This is a genomic window from Sphingobacterium sp. UBA2480 (assembly GCF_002341965.1).
In the GTDB taxonomy this organism is placed as follows: domain Bacteria; phylum Bacteroidota; class Bacteroidia; order Sphingobacteriales; family Sphingobacteriaceae; genus Sphingobacterium; species Sphingobacterium multivorum.
This window is the reverse complement of sequence record NZ_DDPA01000001.1, coordinates 90,874-111,456: the sequence shown is the minus strand read 5'-3', so window position 1 is coordinate 111,456 and position 20,583 is coordinate 90,874. Positions and strand designations below refer to the sequence as shown.

The 20,583-nt window shown below is 38.5% G+C and carries 23 protein-coding genes; 16 read left to right on the top strand and 7 right to left on the bottom strand.

All coding sequences use genetic code 11. From position 1 onward, the window contains the following. The first annotated feature begins 26 nt into the window (after positions 1-26). From B3600_RS00495 to B3600_RS00445, 11 genes are read left to right on the top strand one after another with little or no spacing between them, the layout of a single operon-like run. A complete protein-coding gene (locus B3600_RS00495; RefSeq protein ID WP_286751728.1) occupies positions 27-440 on the top strand; it encodes a hypothetical protein in 414 nt (137 codons plus the stop codon). A gap of 11 nt (positions 441-451) precedes the next feature. Beyond that, positions 452-862 carry a hypothetical protein gene (locus B3600_RS00490; RefSeq protein WP_286751727.1) on the top strand — a complete coding sequence of 137 codons (411 nt, stop codon included), beginning with the start codon at positions 452-454 and terminating at the stop codon, positions 860-862. Then, complete coding sequence (locus B3600_RS00485; RefSeq protein ID WP_286751726.1) at positions 859-1,305, top strand: hypothetical protein; 447 nt, start codon at positions 859-861, stop codon at positions 1,303-1,305. Before B3600_RS00490 ends, B3600_RS00485 begins: the two co-directional genes overlap by 4 nt. A 5-nt stretch (positions 1,306-1,310) precedes the next feature. After that, positions 1,311-1,658 carry a penicillin-binding protein gene (locus B3600_RS00480; RefSeq protein ID WP_286751725.1) on the top strand — a complete coding sequence of 116 codons (348 nt, stop codon included), beginning with the start codon at positions 1,311-1,313 and terminating at the stop codon, positions 1,656-1,658. Next, positions 1,651-1,884, top strand: coding sequence for a hypothetical protein (locus B3600_RS00475; RefSeq protein ID WP_286751724.1), 234 nt, complete (start codon positions 1,651-1,653; stop codon positions 1,882-1,884). Before B3600_RS00480 ends, B3600_RS00475 begins: the two co-directional genes overlap by 8 nt. Then, complete coding sequence (locus B3600_RS00470) at positions 1,862-2,230, top strand: hypothetical protein (protein ID WP_286751723.1); 369 nt, start codon at positions 1,862-1,864, stop codon at positions 2,228-2,230. The genes B3600_RS00475 and B3600_RS00470 overlap by 23 nt, the downstream gene beginning before the upstream one ends. Then, entirely contained in the window at positions 2,217-2,771 is a 555-nt protein-coding gene (locus tag B3600_RS00465) for a PRTRC system protein E (RefSeq protein WP_286751722.1), read from the top strand. The genes B3600_RS00470 and B3600_RS00465 overlap by 14 nt, the downstream gene beginning before the upstream one ends. Positions 2,772-2,782: 11 nt before the next feature. Then, positions 2,783-3,001 (top strand): PRTRC system protein C, encoded by a 219-nt coding sequence (locus tag B3600_RS00460; protein WP_027374866.1) that lies wholly within the window; start codon positions 2,783-2,785, stop codon positions 2,999-3,001. A gap of 17 nt (positions 3,002-3,018) precedes the next feature. Then, positions 3,019-4,179 carry a hypothetical protein gene (locus B3600_RS00455; protein ID WP_286751721.1) on the top strand — a complete coding sequence of 387 codons (1,161 nt, stop codon included), beginning with the start codon at positions 3,019-3,021 and terminating at the stop codon, positions 4,177-4,179. A gap of 11 nt (positions 4,180-4,190) precedes the next feature. After that, positions 4,191-4,898 (top strand): PRTRC system protein B, encoded by a 708-nt coding sequence (locus B3600_RS00450; RefSeq protein ID WP_286751720.1) that lies wholly within the window; start codon positions 4,191-4,193, stop codon positions 4,896-4,898. Beyond that, entirely contained in the window at positions 4,895-5,707 is an 813-nt protein-coding gene (locus tag B3600_RS00445) for a PRTRC system ThiF family protein (RefSeq protein ID WP_286751719.1), read from the top strand. Before B3600_RS00450 ends, B3600_RS00445 begins: the two co-directional genes overlap by 4 nt. Before the next feature lie 362 nt (positions 5,708-6,069). Here the strand turns inward: B3600_RS00445 and B3600_RS00440 are convergent, their stop codons facing one another. Continuing rightward, positions 6,070-7,044, bottom strand: a complete 975-nt coding sequence (locus B3600_RS00440; protein WP_286751718.1) for a helix-turn-helix transcriptional regulator — start codon at positions 7,042-7,044, stop codon at positions 6,070-6,072. An 87-nt stretch (positions 7,045-7,131) separates the two neighbouring features. Between B3600_RS00440 and B3600_RS00435 the strand changes: the two genes are divergently transcribed. Both B3600_RS00435 and B3600_RS00430 read left to right on the top strand, forming a co-directional pair. Next, a complete protein-coding gene (locus B3600_RS00435) occupies positions 7,132-8,307 on the top strand; it encodes an FAD-dependent monooxygenase (protein WP_286751717.1) in 1,176 nt (391 codons plus the stop codon). After that, the gene (locus tag B3600_RS00430) at positions 8,307-8,690 is read left to right on the top strand and encodes a hypothetical protein (RefSeq protein WP_286751716.1); all 384 of its coding nucleotides are present in this window, start codon (positions 8,307-8,309) and stop codon (positions 8,688-8,690) included. The genes B3600_RS00435 and B3600_RS00430 overlap by 1 nt, the downstream gene beginning before the upstream one ends. A 157-nt stretch (positions 8,691-8,847) precedes the next feature. Here the strand turns inward: B3600_RS00430 and B3600_RS00425 are convergent, their stop codons facing one another. Next, a complete protein-coding gene (locus B3600_RS00425; RefSeq protein WP_286751715.1) occupies positions 8,848-10,401 on the bottom strand; it encodes a helix-turn-helix domain-containing protein in 1,554 nt (517 codons plus the stop codon). Between the two features lie 607 nt (positions 10,402-11,008). On the opposite strand from B3600_RS00425, the gene B3600_RS00420 reads away from it, so the two are divergent. From B3600_RS00420 to B3600_RS00410, 3 genes are all read left to right on the top strand, one after another. Then, positions 11,009-11,203 carry a hypothetical protein gene (locus tag B3600_RS00420; RefSeq protein ID WP_286751714.1) on the top strand — a complete coding sequence of 65 codons (195 nt, stop codon included), beginning with the start codon at positions 11,009-11,011 and terminating at the stop codon, positions 11,201-11,203. A gap of 174 nt (positions 11,204-11,377) precedes the next feature. After that, positions 11,378-11,827 (top strand): MauE/DoxX family redox-associated membrane protein, encoded by a 450-nt coding sequence (locus B3600_RS00415; RefSeq protein WP_286751713.1) that lies wholly within the window; start codon positions 11,378-11,380, stop codon positions 11,825-11,827. Between the two features lie 95 nt (positions 11,828-11,922). Next, on the top strand, positions 11,923-12,186 hold the full coding sequence (locus B3600_RS00410; protein ID WP_286751712.1) for a hypothetical protein: 264 nt from the start codon (positions 11,923-11,925) through the stop codon (positions 12,184-12,186). Positions 12,187-12,227: 41 nt separating this feature from the next. Here B3600_RS00410 and B3600_RS00405 read toward each other — a convergent pair whose 3' ends face one another. The 5 genes from B3600_RS00405 to B3600_RS00385 all read right to left on the bottom strand — a co-directional run bounded on the left by B3600_RS00405 (position 12,228) and on the right by B3600_RS00385 (position 20,509). After that, complete coding sequence (locus B3600_RS00405; protein WP_286751711.1) at positions 12,228-13,667, bottom strand: TlpA family protein disulfide reductase; 1,440 nt, start codon at positions 13,665-13,667, stop codon at positions 12,228-12,230. Positions 13,668-13,694: 27 nt separating this feature from the next. After that, complete coding sequence (locus tag B3600_RS00400) at positions 13,695-15,050, bottom strand: RagB/SusD family nutrient uptake outer membrane protein (protein ID WP_286751710.1); 1,356 nt, start codon at positions 15,048-15,050, stop codon at positions 13,695-13,697. A gap of 11 nt (positions 15,051-15,061) precedes the next feature. Further along, on the bottom strand, positions 15,062-18,595 hold the full coding sequence (locus B3600_RS00395) for a SusC/RagA family TonB-linked outer membrane protein (RefSeq protein ID WP_286751709.1): 3,534 nt from the start codon (positions 18,593-18,595) through the stop codon (positions 15,062-15,064). Positions 18,596-18,709: 114 nt separating this feature from the next. After that, positions 18,710-19,867: a FecR family protein gene (locus tag B3600_RS00390; protein ID WP_286751708.1), complete on the bottom strand. Its 1,158-nt coding sequence runs from the start codon at positions 19,865-19,867 to the stop codon at positions 18,710-18,712. A gap of 60 nt (positions 19,868-19,927) precedes the next feature. Beyond that, entirely contained in the window at positions 19,928-20,509 is a 582-nt protein-coding gene (locus B3600_RS00385) for an RNA polymerase sigma factor (RefSeq protein WP_286751707.1), read from the bottom strand. Positions 20,510-20,583: the final 74 nt, after the last annotated feature.

Sequence of the window (20,583 nt, the reverse complement as noted above, 5' to 3'; positions counted from 1 at the left end):
CTGCCACCTACAAAAAACATACAATCATGAAAGCATTAACAGAAATGAACAACACGGAAAGGGCGTTTGCGGTAGCAAGGCTTTTCCCCGATCACCTTGGAACGTTGACCGACTTTATAAAAAGTGAAATAGCACACCTGCGGGAAAAAGAGCAGGATATCAGAAAAGCGTGGCCACCCAATTGCGTTGCAAGCGCTGATTATTGGTACAGGCTTGTAGAGAATGCGGAGCGGACGATCGAAAAATTCGGTGTTCTCCTTTACCGAAACCCGAGAATTTTTGCAGATCATTTTTTCTATCAGGACAACAGCGTTTTTGGTATCCACTGTCTGATCAGACTGGCAGGTTCGCAGGACTTACCACCAATGCTCAGACTGGCAATAGAACTCTATTTCGGGGACGACAAGGTCGTCACCATCGACTTTAAAAAGAAACCTTAAAATTTAGAAAAATGAAAAACCTAAAACAGATGAACAACTTGGATAGGGCATATTTACTGGCAAACCTATTTCCCGATGAACTGAAAGGGCTGACCGAGTTCATGAAAAAGGAAGCCGACCTATTCACGGTCAATCGGGAGAAGGTCTATGCGCAGTGGACAGAAAAAAATATAGATGTTGATCTCTGGTTCAGGTTTATAGCAAATTTTCAGAAAAGCTACAACAGGAACGGTACAAGACTGTATAGAAATAAGAAAACGTTCAGGGACCAATTATTTGATGGTTACGATTCCCTGTTTACTTTACACGCTATCCTGCATTATACCGAACAGAAAGAATGTAGCAGTGAATTAAAGTATGCCATATACATGCTATTCGGAACAAGGAAACTTATTGAAATCAACTTCAATACTTCGCCATGAAAAAATCAGCTAAAATGACGGATGTCATGCTTTTAAAAGCATTCAGCGAGAAAGGGCGGAATAATCACGAGGTAGCCATTATCCCCCTTTGGGGGGACTGGCTAAAAAAGTCAGTGGAAACAACAGACCTGCTCGAACTGCTGAACGTGGAATCCTTTTCGGGCTACATCGCCCGAAAAGATCACGGCATTTCTTTCCTGCTTTGTAGAACTGCAAAAGAGCCATTCTACGAGCAGTGGCTCGATGGAAATGAAATTGCTTTCTTGGAAGCTCAGGCAAGCGAAATAGAACAGCTATGCAGACATTTTGACTGCATCAAAAGTGACAGCCTTCGGGTACATCCAAGCGGGATGGCAAATTATGAAGCATTTGAGGACATCAAATTCAGAACGGTTGATTTCGACCTCAGACTGATACAGGAAATACTAACCTCCAAAAATTAAACATCATGACACGATCAAACTTACATATCACCTTATCAGGCGGACAGCAGATTATCTGTGTTGCCGAAAGTTCGAGCGCACCCGAACAGGGCTACATCGTAGAGCAATTAATCATTCCCCTGCTCAGCTTTAACAACAGTCATAGCGAAATTGAACTGCTTAAAAAACACTGTACAATGGACGAGAGACGAGCTAATGCAGATTACCGCTATTATATCAATTTGGTAGATAAAGAGGTAACCATGTTCGAGGAACATTTTAATTACACTTCGGATAAGTTCAGAAAAGGGAAAGAAATAACGCAACGCTATACAAGCTACGTAGAAAATCTAAATGCCAAAGATCATGGATAATCAAACTGATACCGAACCGAAAGTATTACAGACTATTGCTGAAATGCTGATGCAGTTCGGACTTCTCCACGTTCTGAACATTCGTCAAGAAGACCGGAAACAACTGCACATGGTCAGGGAATGCCTTGAAAAAATAATCCATGACAACGGCTTCCGCATGAACTACGACAAGAATTTAAAAAACAATCTCATAAAAATTAAAAATGGAAACACTGGCAAAATATAAGTTCGCAGACTGGCTCTATAACAGGTTTGTGGAAAATTACAAAAATCAGAACATTGCCGAAGCATTCACTTTCTTGGACATTCTATCAAGGTATCAGATGTTCGCAATGGAAGAACGTAAACTTTCCGATCAGCGAAGGCATATCAAAGAACTGTATCGGGATATTCAAAAGGCACTGAAAAATGGAACGGCACATAAACTATTTCTCACAGGCGAGGAAGGTACAGCTGAATTTAAAAGGGAAATGAAAGCTTATGAAAATTACCTACGGGAACAGGGCTTTTCAGAATCCTATATCACAGAATGCGTAAGCGATAAAGCAATGAACTATTATGGAAACAGCTAATTTTTTCAGACAGATTGCGAAGATGGACATTAACAGCAAATTGACGCTATCCATTACAAAGGCAACAGAAAGCACGATACTCGTTTCTATCTTGATTGAAAACGACAGTTGCGGGGACAAAGCGAAGAATATCATTCCCCCTTTTAACCTGAAAGGAAGCCCCGAAGAACTGGACAGCGGATTCTTTGAACACATCAAAAAGCCAGTTCAGATGGCAGACGGACTGATTTCAAATATGCAGCACTTTCTTAAAGGTCTGGAGACGGCTCAGGCGAGTTCCGCAATGGAAAAACAGAAATCGGACAAAGAAAAGGCTAACGGCAAAAAATACAGCGAAGCAGTCCAAAAAGCCGATGCCCTCGCTAATGCAGGTAAATACAAGGAAGCTTGGTCTGCTCTACCAAAAGTCGCGGACTACCCTGAGCTTAAAGAAGAAATCAGAAAAAAACAGGACAGCTACGAAAAACAGTTTGTCCCCGATCTCTGGTCAGCTTCGGAGCCAAAAGCAGAACAGCCCGAACAACAGGAGTTTAACCCTTAAAATACAATATTATGTTAGTAGCAACAACACTTCAGCGGGTATTTATCCTCAAAGAAAAAGAACAGGAGATCAGGCTTGATGATCCTGAACCGAAATGGAATCTACAGGCGGTACTCAATTTTTATTCGAGCAACTACCCTGCCCTGACCACAGCGAAAATTTCACGTCCGACAATCGTTGACGATATCGTAGAATATCGCTTCGAGACGGTAATCGGAACAAAAGGTTAATCCAAAATTCAAAACCCATGAACCATGCAAAAAAAATATCCGCAGACGGTAAAACTTCCTACGCTCGAAAGCCAGTCACAACTGCACCGCCAGTTGGGCGAGTTCACGAAATGGATGAAACGTCCAAAAGATGCAGGCGAACTCCGCAGGGACAGACGGCAGTCTGTACCACCTGCGATGTTACCAATGCCTTTTTGAAAGTACAATTCTATCCTAGATTGCAGGAGCCTGAAATTGGAGAAAAACAGCACAGTCCAACATTGGAGAGGGAATTTTATCAGTCCCTCTCCATGATCTCCAAAAAACTGAATATTTCGGTACAGGATTGTAAAAGCCTTCCTTTTCCGTACAACGTTTCTGAATCGCTCAAAAATTTTAAAGAGCAACTTAAAACCCATACCAACGACTGGAAAGAAATTAGGTTGGTCAACGATGGGACAAGTACATTTTTTGCTCGGGAAGACAGATATAACACAGGTTCCACATTATACTATATCCCTGTAATTCCACTTTATACGATCTTACATAAAAGAAAGACAGCAAAATCCAGTAAATTGTTGATCTCGGTTTATGCTTATATCTATCAGGTACTTGCTGTACCCTATTATAGAAATGAAGACAGCTATCTGCACTCCATGTATGACATGCTTGAAAACTCCTACGCAGAAGAGGATGAGGACGAAGAGTTTAACGACGAAAGTTCATTGGAGTTCGGTGATGCCGAGCTGATCGGTGACTATATCAAAGAATTAATTGCAGATAAAAAGCATCTGCTGTCCTTTCAGAAACTCCTTAGCATCTTTGAACCAAAAAATAATTTTGAGAGCGATGTCCATCGGATTGCCAGTTCATTCTACGAACTTTATCACACCTACACAAATGTGCGTATAGACCGCAAATACTTCCCCTTGCGATACAGGGAAATAACCGATGAATATGACCGCCCTGTCACATTGGACAACTATGTTTCATTCTGCGCATCTATTACTGGAAATCTATTTGAAACACTCTGCGACTTCGTAAACAATGACTTGCAGGAATGTTCAGAAGTAGATGAACCAACACGTTTTTTACCGATTGACAACAGAAAAATTGAAAACAACAACTTCGATTTTGAAACCAAGGTTTTCGATTCCATCGACAACCTGATCAGACTTTGGCAGGAACATAATTTTTAAAACTTGAAATCATGGAAGATATTACAAACAGTTTTGGAACCTACTTTGACCCAATATGCGCACTGGTATTTTATCAGGGTAATAGCGGACATAATGAATCTTATGTCGAATACTTTGATATGGAAAATGGCATGCCTGTAAATCCGCATCCCCTTTCAGTCATGGAAGGTCAAAGGCTTTCCACGGCATTACAGGTCAATGAGGAAAATCTGAACCTCCTAAAATCGGACGGCATCCTGCAAAGCAACCTGCTTTCCTTTGATGCAACATCATCGACAATAGTCTGGTTTACAAAAGCAGGATTTCGGGAACTTTTCTTTGATAAGAACCTCGGTATAAAGTCAGGTAAAGCGCATATTCCACCCTTGATATGGATAGCAGACCGACAGACACTACATCTGTATGCCCTTTCAGCAAACAGAAAACCCACGCTCAACACCCCCCTCTATTATGCCCCATTTTTTAATGTTTATGAAAATGGATCAGTTTGCATGGGTACGGTAGATATTGCCACCACCGAAACAGGATCAGTCAATGAGCTGATGACCTTGTGGGAGAATTACTTTTTCAACAGCTACTTTTCCCATCTGATGGCTGACCATAACCCTGTTAACGGGAATTGCGTGATACTGTGGGAAAATCTTGTAGGCAGTGGAAAAACTTTTCCAAATGACAAGCTCGTAAAAACAGCTAAAAAACTTAAAGACATATTGTTATGAGAACAGCCAAAACAAATATCCATTTTTTGGACAATTATCTGTTAAGTCCCACAAATCCGATTCGTGTACATGTAATCGGTGCGGGTGGTACAGGTTCCAAATTTATGACAGCGCTGATGGAAATCAATCACAGCCTGTTGGAACTTGAACACCCAGGATTGGACGTGCATCTTTGGGATGATGATATAGTAACAGGTTCCAATATCGGAAGACAACGTTTTGCCGAATCCGAAAAAAATCTTTATAAATCACAGGCAATTATAAACCGTCTTAACCGATGGGCAGGAACAAACTGGAAAGCAGAGACAAAAAAATTTCAGCGAGATTCCGACGGAAAAATACCGAGTGGTGCAGGAGCATCAATTTATGTATCCTGTACAGACACAGTCGCATCAAGAATAGAAATCTCCGAAATAATTAATCAGCTTGCTGATGGATATGGATTCCACAGGGACACAGGTCGATATTGGCTTGATCTGGGCAACACCAAATTTTCAGGACAGGGATTATTGTCCACGATTGGAAAAATAGAACAGCCTACCTCAAAAAAATTTAAGACATTTGAAAAAATGCCGTCAGTCATTGAAGAATATGGCGAAGTTATGCAAAACTCCGAGCAAAATGATGATACGCCAAGCTGTTCACTTGCTGAATCACTAGCCAGACAGGATCTTTTCATTAACAGTACCATTGCACAATTGGGGGCCTCCCTTCTTTGGAACCTGCTGAAAAATGGAATGACAGAAAATCGGGGCTTTTTCCTCAACCTGCAAAATTTTAAATCACAACCTATCGCGGTCGGCAGTTGAAAAACTGCCGGCGGCCAAAAGCCGTTGGCTTTTGGCGCGAAAATCGGCTGCAACGGCTTTCTCCATCTACTTATCCCCGCTTCGACAGCCGTTGCGGGTTATTTGTGGGATACACAGTATCCCAGTGGCTTCGCAGATAGGTTCTCTAATAATTTTAATCTTGACAGTCATTTCAATCGTAATTGTTTCCTCAATTTTTGGAGTGGTACAACGTCAATTATAACGTTTGGAATTCCCTATATTCTAAATTGATGTTAATCTGCATAAGCTTCATTGAACTTATCCTGTAGATTATGGTCTTATTTATATGAAATTGTTGATTTCTTACAGAAGCAAGTTTCTGGTTACAATCGTCCAAAAGTTCAATTTCCTTTCAACTTTTGTTTTTCACTCCACTTTTTTGGCTTCATTCCAAAATATTGCTCAAATAACCTCCCGAAATAGCTCAGATTAGTGAAACCTAACTGATATCCGGCCTCAGAGACAGAAAGATGTTTCTCCCGTATCAACCTTGCCGCTTCCTGCATCCTTAGGTATTGACCATATTCATAAATGCCCTTTCCAAAAACCTGCATAAAAAGCTTCCTGAGTTTAAGCACATTCATACCACTAATTTTTACAAGTTCTCCCTGAGTCAAAGGTTGTTCGAGCGAAGATGAAATCGCATCGCTGACACGGTAAAGACCTGCTATTTCATTACTTCGGAGGCTCTGATGAATAACATGCTCCCTTTTGGAAAGGTTTTTAAAAAGCAGGTAAAGCAATTCCAATGATTTCAATTTGTAATATGCTTCGGAAAGTGTCCCCAATATTGGAAAATTGGCAATCTCGCTAACAAGATCAGCAATCTCAGGTGACATAAATTCTTCGATCAGTAATGTTTTTTCATCATTAAAAAGATAACCGAAAGTCTCCTGATCTTTACCTATAAATCGTTTGAGAAAATCGAGTTCGATCAGTATCGTGATCTGGCTAATTGCAAAACCTTTAGGAAATACCACTTCACTTTCCAGGTGAAAAGGCGTTATCCGGACGTGAGGTTGTGTGGGAAGGAATTTTTCGCCATGAGAGTTCTCATTATGATATGAAGAATCACTAATAATGTTTTGGAAAGAAAAAAGCAGACCTTTTTTAGCAACATTAATAGGTTTTCTCCGGTAAGTAAAAGTTTCTTCCGCAATGACACACCGGATCATCAACAATATTTCCGGAAGCATATCAACGATATGAATCTCGTTAAGTCGCAGAAAATCTAGGGAGCCGTTAAAATCAGATGCCGGCATCCCCAATCTCTCAGCCAGATCAAGCATCTGTTTTTTCTTATCTGTCGAATTCACTTTATGGACTATTTTTATTGCAATGAGGACTATTTTATCCTTAAATGTAAAACTAATTTTGCAATAAGCATTTAAAATATTATAAAAATGAGAAAGAAAATTTTAATATCTGGCGGAGGAATTGCAGGATTAACAGCAGCAAAATTACTATCAGGACAAGGTCATCAAGTTACGGTGATCGATAGAGCTCCTTCTTTTACTAAAGCAGGTTTCCTTATCTCCCTGAAAAGTTTCGGTGTACGGATTATGGAAGAACTTGGTTTGATGGAGGAATTGCATGCCGCGTCTTCCCCATCCGAGTTTGTGAGCTTTTTAGAAAAAGACGAGCATCTAATTCAACGCATCAGCTATGAAAAAATGAACCAGAATATCGAACGCTCAGTGCTTATTTCCCGCGGCGGACTTCATAACGTACTATATGACAACTTAAAAGACCACGTCAACGTACTTTTTAACACCACGATTTCTGAGATTACTTCAACAGATCACAAAACGGTGGTGACACTATCTGACGGACACAGAATGGAAGCTGACCTTGTTATTGTTTCTGAAGGTTTACGTTCTTCAACACGCGAACGTTATTTTACAGATTCACAAATGGAAGATTTCAATACACTATATATGGGTGGAAGACTACAGATGGAACATTCATATGCTGTGGGCGATTTTAAAATCTACATTGATGTGGATAAAATGCTATCGGTCTACCCGATTGCAGACAATGAAATTGCCATTCAGTGCTACATCCGCCATACTGGTGACCTAGCAACTTTAAAACAAAAAGCCCTGGAACTATTACAAAACTCTTTCAATGACTATAGCGTCGAGGTGAAGGATCTGCTCAGTCGTTTTGCAGAAGATGGTATAATCTTCATCGATAAAATGGGAATGGTAGATGCTCCGGACTTGGTCAATGGAAACATGGTTCTGCTGGGTGACGCAGGATATTGCCCTACGGCACTGTCAGGGATGGGAGCTTCACTTTCAATTTATGGAGCAAAGGCTTTGTCTCATTTTATCAGTAAAACACCCGATGATTTAAAATCTGCATGCAGCAATTTTAACATCCTGATGCGGCCGATCATCCGTAAATTCCAGAGCAATGCTAGAAATAACGCTGCATCTTTTATCCCCGCCGATGCACAAAAGCTTGATCAGTTTGTGAATACATTCAGGGCTGCATCCGACATCCAAATAAAAGGAATAATGACCGATCCGATCGTACTTACGGAAGAACAGTTAAATTTTAAAACAGCTGAGTGATGAATTTCAAAAAAATACTTTCCATCATCATTGGATTTGGAACCATTGGACTTTTAAGTTCAATATTTGCGAAAATACAGGGCATCATTTTTCCAGCTTCTCTGTTACTTTTTAATCAGGATACTTGGAGTTTTTCCGATATCATTCAGCTTGTCGTCAAATTAACTTGTGTTTATCTAAGCTGTATCGCAGGAGGTATTGTAACATCGTTGTGCGGTGGAAGAATCAGAGAGCAGTATATGATAGGTATCAGCATAATGCTCGTCATTATATGGCTCTGGATAAGTGCCATTCATCCATTTTGGTTCTGGGCATTATTGCTCACGGGAATCCTTCCTTGTGTTCTTATCGGAGCTAAAATGAAAAATGATACTGAACGATAATTCTAAATACGGATAATTCAAATGTAAAACAAAGTGAACCAGCAACAAACACATGCTTTATAGAAAAACATTCCTTCATTTTTATGGTTTGTATTAAAATTAATTTTAATAATTACATATTGTTACGGTTTTCCGCAAGGATTGAAATGATAAATTATTACGGATCGATGATCATTCCGTTCTCATACTTATTTTTGCGGATAAAATCTGAAAATGATATTCCGTTTATTTCCGTAAATAGCGCGGAAAAATTTGTTCGGGAAGCAATTCCGCATTCCTTCGCAAGCGTCGCACTGCTATATTTCCGGTAAAGTGGATCGGTAATCAGTTTTTCAGTAATGTAATTTATGCGCAATTCACTAAGATATCGATTGAAGCTTGCTCCCTTATGCTCATTGATGACATTGGAGAGGTAATTTGAATTGACCTCAAACTTTTTTGCGACGGATTTCAGATCTATCTTTGGCTCAAGAAATTCTTTATTCAGTTCGAACTCTTCCAACTTGCTCAGAATTTCATCAATGACGTCCTGACCTATTTCAGTTCTGCTATAATGGCGGATTCTAAAAGTACCATCCTGAATCGGTATAGGAGAACTACTGCCAAAGTTAATACCAAACAGGCTGTTATTTCCTGCACCCTTCTTTCTTGACCTGATGCGCAAGACGATATAGAAGGCAGTGAAAGCAGTAATAAAAATTGCCGTTATAATCAGCCAACCTCTCATTGTTATCTGTCTTTCAAGTAGCGCTTTCTCCTGCAGAAGCCTCTTGGTATCATATTCTTTATGGATTTTAGATGAGAGGTAAATAAAATCTTTTTCCAAAACCTTATCAACTTTAATAAGCTGGGTAGTATAATACAAAGCTTTACTGGCATCATTTTTATCTTTATAATAAACGATAAGATCCTCATAAACATCCCTCACTTCAGGTAGCACGAAAGAATGACGGTTAAAGATCGAATCAATTTTATCAAAATTCTTAATACCCTCTTCGGCGTGCCCCAACTTCCACTGAGCCTTTCCCAGATAAGCATAAGATACCGTCAACCATGAAAAGTCATTAATTGTTATCAGGTTCTGCAATGAATTTTGGAGCGATTGGATTGCGCCGTCAAAATCCCCTTTACTGTACCTGTTTATGCCCTCTTCCTTTAAAAAATAACTGTGTTCCTGCTTATAATCACTGTTCTTCCATGTATTCCCCAACCCTATGGCAACTAGCGAATCGGACTTTTTATAATCATGCAGGTTCCGATAGCACACCGCCATCTGGTGCAGGGTATTGTTATATCCGCGCTGGTTTCCATACATGAGGTTCGGGTGCAGGTCTTTCTTGGTTTCATTCTCGAAAAATTGCCGTGCCTCCTCGAAATCACTCAGTGCATCGGCATAATATCCGATATAACTTTTTACAACTCCGATATGGTAATTGATCTTATTGCGGTAATATGGATCTTTTCTGCTCTTGTTTTTTTCAAAAGCTTTTAAATATTCATTCAGTGCAAGCTTATATTTTTTTAGATAGAAATAGTAAACAACTCCCTTACTCAGATAGGCACTGCTAAGAAGGCTGTCATTCTTCTTTTTTACAGCAACGGATATTGCACTATCTGCATACTGTAATTTTAGTGCGGGATCAGGTGAATAGTACCTTGCGTCAGTGTAACCCAGGTACAATTGCATCTGGTTTTCTTTGGCTTTTGCCATTCTGATCAGCTCTTGAACGAGCGGTAATGCAGTTGAATCATTTTCTGCCCTGCTTTCATATTGTCTTTGAATTAGATAAAATTCGCTCAGTTTTTCCTTCTGTGCAAACAATGACTCACACAGAAAAAGGAATATGATTGACAAAAAACGAACTGGCAGATGGTTCATGGCTAAGTATTACCATAAAATTAAGAAAAAATACAATATACCACATAAATCACCGCACAGATTGTTTATTCACCATCCACTTCACTTAATTAGTATTGATTATCAGATAATTACAATTCTCTAAATGGCAAATTATATCACCGTCCGAGGATTCTAATACACGTCCGCGCTTGCTAATACACTACTAAAATGATCGCAACGCAATAATTTTTTAGGGTTGTAATAGTTCATTTTCTTTCAGTTCGTTACACTTCGGGAAACCACTATTAATAGACCGTCCGTGTATGTCCTAAGACCACAAACTGTTTCAAACTAGCGCCAAGACTGATAATTTGGTCATCAGAATTCAACACGTCTCGGCCGAGATAATCCTAAAAATTTTAACATGAAAAAAAAGACGGTTATCTCAATATCGATAATCCTTTTTTCCCTTTGCTCGATGGAATCGTGCAGACAGGACGAAATGGATATGGCACCGGAAAATACCAGCATGGTGCAAAAAGAAAAACAGAAAACGACGTATCAAAAAACAGAGAATGATACGGTGAAAACAGCATCTAATTTACAGTTCGACGATAGCGGCGTCGAGATAGCAGATCCGCCTCCAAAAGATAAGGATCAGTGGAGACACTAACCTGTCCGTGCGATTTAATACGCTGTCCGTGTCCCTTCTGATACAACAAGTTCTTGGAATTGACCAAAAAGGCACTCTAAATTTGATGAAATAAAAATTTTGAAAACAGAATTTTGAATATTCAAATAAAACCTGCCTTCGAAAAATTTATAACAACCACCAAACTATCACATCATGAGAATTAAGAACATCATTTCCGAACTGATCATTTTTATCCTCATCTTATTATGGGCATATACATTCGCCAGTAAAATCTTTGATTTCGACACATTCAACAGGCAGATTAAGGGTGCTTACCTGTTATCTACAGGAGGATCTGTCTTACCCTATGTTTTGCAGGCTGCACACCTTGGTATTGTTATATTACTGATCAAGAAGAACTGGAGAGGCTTAGGACTGTTAGCTTCCATTTTAGTTATAGTCATCTATACCGCATACCTCATTTACATTTTGAAATTTGCACCGAGCATTCCATGCTCATGTATAGCAGTATTCCATGGTATGAACTGGAACGACCAGCTTTATTTTAATTTCATTGCACTGGCAATTAATAGCATTGGTCTGATCACTTTTTCATCGCTAAAGCGAGCCCCACACGATAGTGTTCAGACCACTTATAACTAAACTAATAACCAAGCAGGGGTAGCCGAAAACCTGAACCAAGAGTAGGCGAAAAACTAACCAAAGTTTAGCTTTTTGATTTAAAAAGCACCAATATCATGAAAAATTTAAGAATTACACTAGGAGTTGCAGCAATTGCAATCGGAAGTTTCGCAGCTTTCTCTTTTGCTCCCGCAAACACGGTGAAAGCAGATGAGACAGGAATTTTTTACGTGAATCCGGATGGATCAATGGGTGATCCTGTAGGTGCGATTAATGAATGTAGAGGTCCAGGAGGTCTTTGCTCTCAAGAATATGATTTGGAAACAGAACTACCTACCAATAATCATAAAGTTAATGGCACAAGGCAATCGGGAAATTAAAACTGATTTTTAAGAGGTATCTTCTCGATACCTCTTTTATTTTAATTAAGAAGATTTTTAACATAGGCTTTAAAACCTTCCAAATCATTTCTAGGATCAGGGGGAATTCCCGCAATATTTCCATGCTTATCAACTATTATCAACCTTGGATATGCATTAATTTTAGCAAATTTAACTAATGGATGATCAAATCTTTGTTCTTCTGTATAAAGTTGCACTGCATTTCTACTTGAATATTCACCTATTCCAAGCTTCCAAGTTGATTTGGAATCAACATTAATAGATATAAATTGTACCGGGTCATTTTCAAATGACTTCTCCGCTTTATCGAGATAGGGTGTTAAAAATTTACATCCAGAACATCCAGTAAACCAGAAATCCAAAATTAATACCTTACCCCCGTAGTCTTCCAATTTGTGAATGTTACCCAAAGTGTCTGGTAATTGAAAATTATAAAATTTTTTCCCTACCTTCAAATTATTATTTACGTGTTTAAACGCATCTGTTACGCTCTGATAATAAGAATTTTTCTTATCAGCATTTGCGAGATAATATCTATACAGGTCATGGGATTCAGATGAGTCCCACTTTTCGCTAAAAAAATCTAGAGCAAAACTAGATAACAGATAATCTTTCACGGCAGAAAAGCGACCAAACTCTTTAACAACAAACGAACTGTATTCCATTGGATATTTAAACCGGAATTTTTCAAGCCTTCCTTTAATTACATTCATGTTCCTCAAATACATATAATCTGGAAGAACATGATTCCCACCAAAATAATTTATTGTGCGAGCATTAAGTAAGGGCAGTATTCTATTTTTTGAGATTATGTATTTATCAAATAAAATTTTTACGGAATCACTGTAATGCTGAACGGAATGATATAACAGCATATCCAGTTCTTGATCTACTAGCTGTGATCTTATTAATTGGAAATCTGTAGAATTTACAATTTTAGTATTCTTAAACATAGAATCAATTATAGAAAGATATCGGTCAGTTTTAAGATACTTCTCCGTTATACTCATTTTGTTCCAAGGCTTTTTAGAAAGCCCAGTCGATACTATATTCTGCATAATCTTCTGCATAAAACGAAGCTTCTCCGATCCTCTTCCATTTATCTCCATATTTACTAATCCGACGTCTTTTACAGTGGGAACATTAAAATTAATACTATCACCAGGATTTATCACCACTGAAAAAGCTCCGGGTAAAAAAGCAAGATTATTGTTGACATATAGAATTGCGGTTGAAGTTTTTTTAATAACAAAATCAAAATTGAAACTTCCATTCTTGGTCTTAATAGTATATTCTTGATCTTTCTCTCCTTTATTCGCATCAGCATTTATTCGCAAATTAATAGTAATTATGGAATCCTGCGGAGTTTGTATTGATCCCGATATTATCGATTTTTCTTGGCATAGCACCAAATTTATTGTAAAGATGTAAAGTATAATTAAATAAAATATATTTTTCATAATAAAATCCAAAAAGTTAAAAACTGATTAATTTTGGTCAATACCATTGTAATTAATAACATATTGAGGTATTGGTAAAACATATCTTTTATCGTTTGGAGGAAGGGTATATATTTTATCTCCAACAATCCTAGTTATAGTCTTTGCATAGCGTGATTCTTTGTTCAGCCTTTTAAGGTCTTGAAAGCGTAATCCCCTTTTCAAAATTTCCTTATGACGCTCCTTTAAAACTAAGTCAAGTGCTACTTCATTACTGATTGCTCTCAATGGAACAAAAGTTCCTTTTTTAAAACGAGTCTCCAACAACACATTTAGTAATTCAATAGCTTTCTCTTTGTTTCCTAGTCTTGCAGCGCACTCCGCCCCGATCAATAGCACCTCATCGGTTGCAGTTCCTGCAAGTTGGTTAGGCAGTAAATCACCACGCCATAAAACCTTCCCACCAGAATTTTTAAAAAATAACGTTTTTCTTAAATCGTTATCCTCGTATTGATTATATAATTCATTCGGAATAGAACCAGTTGAGCCCACAGCAGTATTATACGGACATGTTAATTGAATCTGCAAGTGCATTTCTTTACTCTTCGCGGAAAGTGGATAAGAACTACTTGGATTGAAACTATTGTAATCATCAAGAACAGGGTATAATTTGAAAGAATTTTGCGACGCATCAAAAGCTTTTTGATAATTATTCATATATAAGTATGCTCTTGCCAGCAACGCATATGCTCCGGCAGCAGTGATATGAGTATTTGATATTGCATTATTAGGGAGGAAACTTGTAGCTAATTCCAAGTCTTCTATTATTCGATCGTAGGTTTGCTTTACTGTACTTCTGAATATTGGCTCATGAATATCATCATTAATTTTCAGTGGAATTCCTAAATCTTTTTCAGCTGTTGCATTATCGTAATATTTACAAAAAGTCATTGCCAAGTTCAAAAATGCGCGTGACCTATGATATAAAGCAGTTCCCTTAATTCTGTCATATACTTGCCCATTACTTTCGGTTCTCGAAATCTTCTCAAGAGCTGTCAAAGCAACATTGCATGACTCTATTTGAGAATATGCATAATCCCATTCATCAGTATAGCTTCCATCTAACTTAGGAAACTCATCTACACTCCAAGTTAATAATTTACGTTCAAAGTCATAATAAAGTGAATTAAAATCCTCTAAAGTAACTTCAACGTCATCACAGGAGGCTTCCATTGCACCTCTTCCATCAAAGGAAAAAATTGACGTATTCATTAAAAGATCTAAGTCGTTTAATGTCGTAGGTATAATCAGTTTTATATCTTGCTTCTCTTCCAGCCATTCTTTCGAACATCCATAAAAAAATATTGCTGTCAATATTAGCAGAGATTTAATTATCTTTTTCATAGGATTAGTTTTTACAGGTTACAGTTTAGTCCCAGTGCAATTGAACGTATGGGTTTTGTCGTTGGAAAATCTGGATCAAGATTAACTTTATTTGCCTTCCAAATCATACAAACGTTATTGACATAAGCAAAAACACGTACATTCTTAAGATGAATACTTTTTAGAATATCTGGAGATAACGTATAGGATAAATTAATATCTTGAAGTCTTATATGATCTCCCTTACTTACCAATACCTCAGAATTACGATAAAACTGGTCTGCAACATTTACAGCAGGGTACGTCATAGCTGGAACATTGGTCTTAAGTTCATCACCAGGAACCTGCCACCGATCATAATAGTCTCCATTTATACCGTAGCTATTATACAATGCAGAATACAAAATCGAATTTCTTCTGAAATAATAACCAAAGCGGTAAGTGATGTTGAAAGATAGATCAATTCCTTTATAACTAAATGTGTTGCGCAAAGCACCAAAATAAGGAGGTAAAGCATTCCCATTATAAACCAAATTATTTGCTGGATCGATAGCTAGCTGCTGGGTTATTTTTGCGTATTGTGTAGAAGGCTCGCCGTCTAAGAATCCTCGGGCTTGTCCCGTTTGCGGATCAAGTCCAGCCCAGGGATAACTGTAAATTCCGAACAGTGATCTTCCCTCAACAGGATTATACCCACTGGTTACGCGACCAACGCTATTGTCAGTCAGAAAGTTTGTGATCGTTGTAGACCTTTTATATTTGGTTACAACATCTTTTGCATAAGAGAAAAGCAACGTAGTTTTCCAACTAAATTCCTTGCTCTGGACGTTTATTGAATTGAGCTCTACGTCAACACCTTTACCATTCATATTAGCAAGATTCCCCCTAAATGACGTAAAACCAGTAGTTGGATCAATATCGCCATTACCAATTAGATCAGTTCCTTTCCGGTTAAAATATTCAATGCTTCCTGAAATACGATTATCAAGTGAAGTAAAATCAACACCTATATTGAGCATTCTATTTCTCTCCCACCGTAGCTCATTGTTTGGAGGAGTCACTAAATCTGCGGCAGGTAAACCATTGTCAGGGTTTCTAGTTAATCTTGCAGTTGTATAAGCTGTAGTGGTACGGTCAATATTACCGCTATAACCAAAGGTCGATCGTATACTTAATTCCCTTAGAAAATTAATATTGTAGAAACTTTCCTTGTTTATATTCCATTTGAAACCTGCAGACCATAATGGTACCGACTTCTGATTTGTATTTACTCCAAAAAGATTCGACTGATCAATCCTTGCACTTGCAGACACAACGTATCGCAAATCATAATTGTATGCTCCATTAATATAATATGAACGAATTCTGTCGACAGTACCGGAATAGTTATCATTATTCGGAATTGTCGCAGTAGTTCCTTTTCCATACAAAGAAAAGCGTGTCAGGTAATCGACTAAAACACTTGAACCTACATTGGGATCAAAGCCATATTGTCGAGAGCTAATACTATTGGCTTTTGTTTCTCTAATTTCAAATCCAGCGATAGCATTCACTTGGTGCTTATTCCACTTTTGATCAAAATTTAGTTGAAAACGACCATTTAATGAATTAAGTTCACTATTTGTGTTATCAAATCTTCCCCCCAATGGAATATTTCGGGTTAAAACATTGTTATTATAACTAGAATATCTATTGATTAAATCCCGCATAACGTATGTATCCTGGTCAAAAAAGTTTCGACGCCTTCCCTGCTGGTTCTCATATTGAAAGCGAATTTCTGCCGAAAGAGATGATATAATATTGTATTTAAGAGCAGTATTTAACCTTAATTCCGATTGTTTTAATCGGTTGTTTTGTAAATTCAACTCGTTAAGTGGTACAAAGTCCCAATTAAGCAATCCAGCTGACAATGCCTTTTGCTTTAAAACTGTGCTATGATCTTTAATAACTACTGCCGGATTTCCATTATCATCGACCAGTCTTGCATATGGGTACATTAGCTCTGCTCCCATATTGGTCAGCATAGATGCAACATTTGATGTTGACTGATTATTTTGATTGTAAGTCAATCCTGCTGAAATCTCGAGCTTATCAATAGGACGGAAAACTTGATTACTGTTTAAACTTACCCTACTAAATCCCTCACCTTTTTCTGAATTTTGGTTCTTATCAAATCCGGCCGAAAAATAGTAGTTATATTTATTGGTCCCTCCATTGAAATTTAAGGAATATTGTTGTTTCACACTTTCCCGATACAAGTATTTAGTTAAATCGTCACGGATGTCATATTTTCTAAGTGCATCTATTTTGTAAGTAGCTTCTTCCGACGTTAAAATCCCATTCTTTTGATCATTAAGGATACTGACTACAGGGGAATATGGTCTATTACTAGAGGTATTACTGATAATCGAATTGTAATAACCTTTTTCAAAGAGCATTTTTTCAATATCAATGAAATCAGTAGATGCGATCTTAGGCAAATAATAAAGGTCAGGTTTTTGCCCTATGGTAACATTTGAAGTAAAACCTATATTCATCGGCTGGTCTGCTCGTCCTTTTTTAGTCTTTATGACGATCACACCATTACCAGCACGAACTCCCCAGATAGATGCCGCTGCCGCATCCTTCAAAATATCAATATCCTCAATATCGTTCGGATTGATATTGTTGATATCACCCTCATAAGGAAAATTGTCAACAACAATTAGCGGCTGATCGTTTCCAAAGATCGTTGCCTGTCCCCGAATTGTTAGCTTCGAAGAACCTGAACGTTCGTCAAACAGGATCGAAGGGGCAATACCTTTCAGCCTGCTGATCACATCGGTCGAAACCTGACGGTTAAAAGTCGCATTGTCAACCTTTGAAAAAGATCCTGTCGCCCTCTCCTTTGGAATCGACTGATAACCACTGGCTACAACACTCACCTCCTCTATCCTATTGGAATTCGTAACAAGTACGATTCTTTCGGCGTTTTTTGCTGCAACCTCCATCCGTGCGTAGCCCAGATAGGATATCAGCAGATCGGAATCAGAAAATTCACCGGGCAATTCGAAAGATCCCGCACTGTCGGAAGTAACTGTAAAATTTGTTCCTTTTACCTGAATGGTTGCGCCAACAAGTGGATTGCCATTTTCATCTACAACCCTCCCTTTAATTGTTTCCTTATTTTTTGAAGAAGGCGTATTTCCGTTTGCTGCTTTTTCCTTTAAAATGATAATGCCGTCGGCGATCTTGTAGGAAATTGGTTGGTCAGCAAACATCTTATTCAGTACCTCGTTAATGTTGGCATTTTTAAGGTTGATGGAAATTGGACCTGCTTTTTTTAATAGTTCTTCACTATAGGCAAAGTCATACTTTGTACTCTTCCGTATTTCGGAAATCGCCTTTGAAAGTGGAGCTTTCTGCAGTGAAAGGCTGATCTGCTGCGCCTTAATAGCAGTACCGCTAGCAAGAAGCATAAAGAATAGGGTACTCTTTAAGCCTGCACGCAGCAATTTTTTCCTGCCCGAAAACATATCCGCCACCTGCGGTATATTTTCCCTGTTGGAAAAATCATGTTTTTTCATAGATTTGTGTAGGGTTAATTATTAGTTGCTCGAAACTCTAGTATATAGACCCGATCGCCGGAGTGCGCTAACACTCCGGCATTATTTCAGGCCAACATATGAAACAGTAAATCTTTATTTCTTGATCTCAATCCTCCTTCCAGTCATTTTAAAATTTAAATCTGTAATTTCTCCAAGCGCATAGAGTACGCTCGTCAATTTTTTATCCCGGCTAATCGTAGCATAGACTTTTGTACTCGGAACATTCTTATAATCCACATCGATATCATACCACCGCTCCAGTTGCCTCAGAACCTCCACAAGTTGAGCTCCTTTAAATTGGAATTCATTCTCAGTCCATCCTATAAAAGACTCCGCATCAACTTTTTTCACGTCAATACCGCCCAGCACAAATCTACCCTGCTCCCCGGGTTTCAGTCTTACTAACAACTTATTTTGCAAATTTCTTAGCTCAACACTTCCGCTAATAAGTGTTGTCCTCGAATATTCCTCGTTAGCATACGAATTGATATTGAACTTTGTTCCAAGAACCTTGACCCGCTGGCCTTTTGATTCAACTATAAATGGACTTGAAGCATTATGCGTAACCTCAAAATAGCCCTCACCCTCAAGTTCAACCAGACGTTCCGCACCTGCAAATTTTGTAGGATACTTAAGTTTGGATTCGGCATTAAGCCAAACGGTTGTTCCATCCGGTAGTACCGCTTTATATTGTCCTTTACGTGGTGTTGTAAGTGTCGCAAACTGCATCTTTGACGATGAAACAGCTTTGCCATTCAGATAGGTTACACCACTGGCATCGCTCTTCACGGTCTTTCCTTCCAGATCAATGACCTGACCATCGTCGAAAGTCAATGTTGCCTGATCCTTACCCGGGTCAATGTCGGCCGTGGCCATAGTGACGGTCTCATGAGTGGACTGTCTGGACTGATAATACCTGTAAAGAAGCAGGGTAAGCGAAAAAAACAGCAGTACGGCAGCAGCGGAGGTCCAAAATACAACACGCTTATAATGAGATTGGCGTTTCTTCAAAACCCCATGTAATTTTTCAAGTTCCGAAGTAGTGCTGCCACCTGCAAGCTCCCGCTTTAAAAGTTCACGGGCAACATGCTCGTCGTCTTTCAGGTGTTCAAAGAAAGCACGGTTCTCACTGCTCTGACTGAGCCAGACCTCAACCGTCTTCTCTTCGAGAACGGTCAGATCCTCTCTTCGTAAAAACTTTGTCAGAAGGGGGACAATCTTTAACTCATCAAGAATACGTTGCTCATCCATCGGTTTCATTTTAAATAGAAACCCGAAAAGATATGGCGTTGTCCCAAAAAAGTTAAAAAATTATGAATAAATCATTAAAAGTGCGATTCCGGCACCTGAGAGGGATTTTTTCAGTAGCGAAAGCGCTCTTGATTTTTGGGTATTTATCGTACTGACGGGAATACCGAGCTCCTCGGATATTTCTTTTGGTGTATCACCGCTGACAAGCCTGCCCATGATAAGCCGGTATTGTTCAGGCAACAGATCAATTGCTCTGTAAAGCTCTTCATATACTTCGGTCTGCACGATACTATCCAGTACATTTTTTTCAAACTCATCAAAGTTTTTGGAGTATAGGTCAAAACGTTTCTGATTTACCTTCTCCTTTTCAATAGTTTTGATACAGCTATTTCTTACGGATATGTATAGAAACGCTTTGATATTTGACAGCGTTTCAAATCCTTCCCTCCTGTCATATAATTTCAGAAAGATGTCCAGTACGATCTCCTTGGAAATTTCCATCCCGATATTCAGAAGTAACCGATCTGCAAAAAATACCAATGAAGAATGAAACATCGTGAAGATACGGTCAAAAGCCAGTTTATCACCGCTTTGAAATTGGGAAAGCAGTGCCCTTTCGTCGATCACATTTCGGGATGTCATAATAGGGCAATTGGTAAATGATTAAGTAAAGTTAGAAAATAATAGTTGTAAAAAAAAAAATGCGATGATCGATC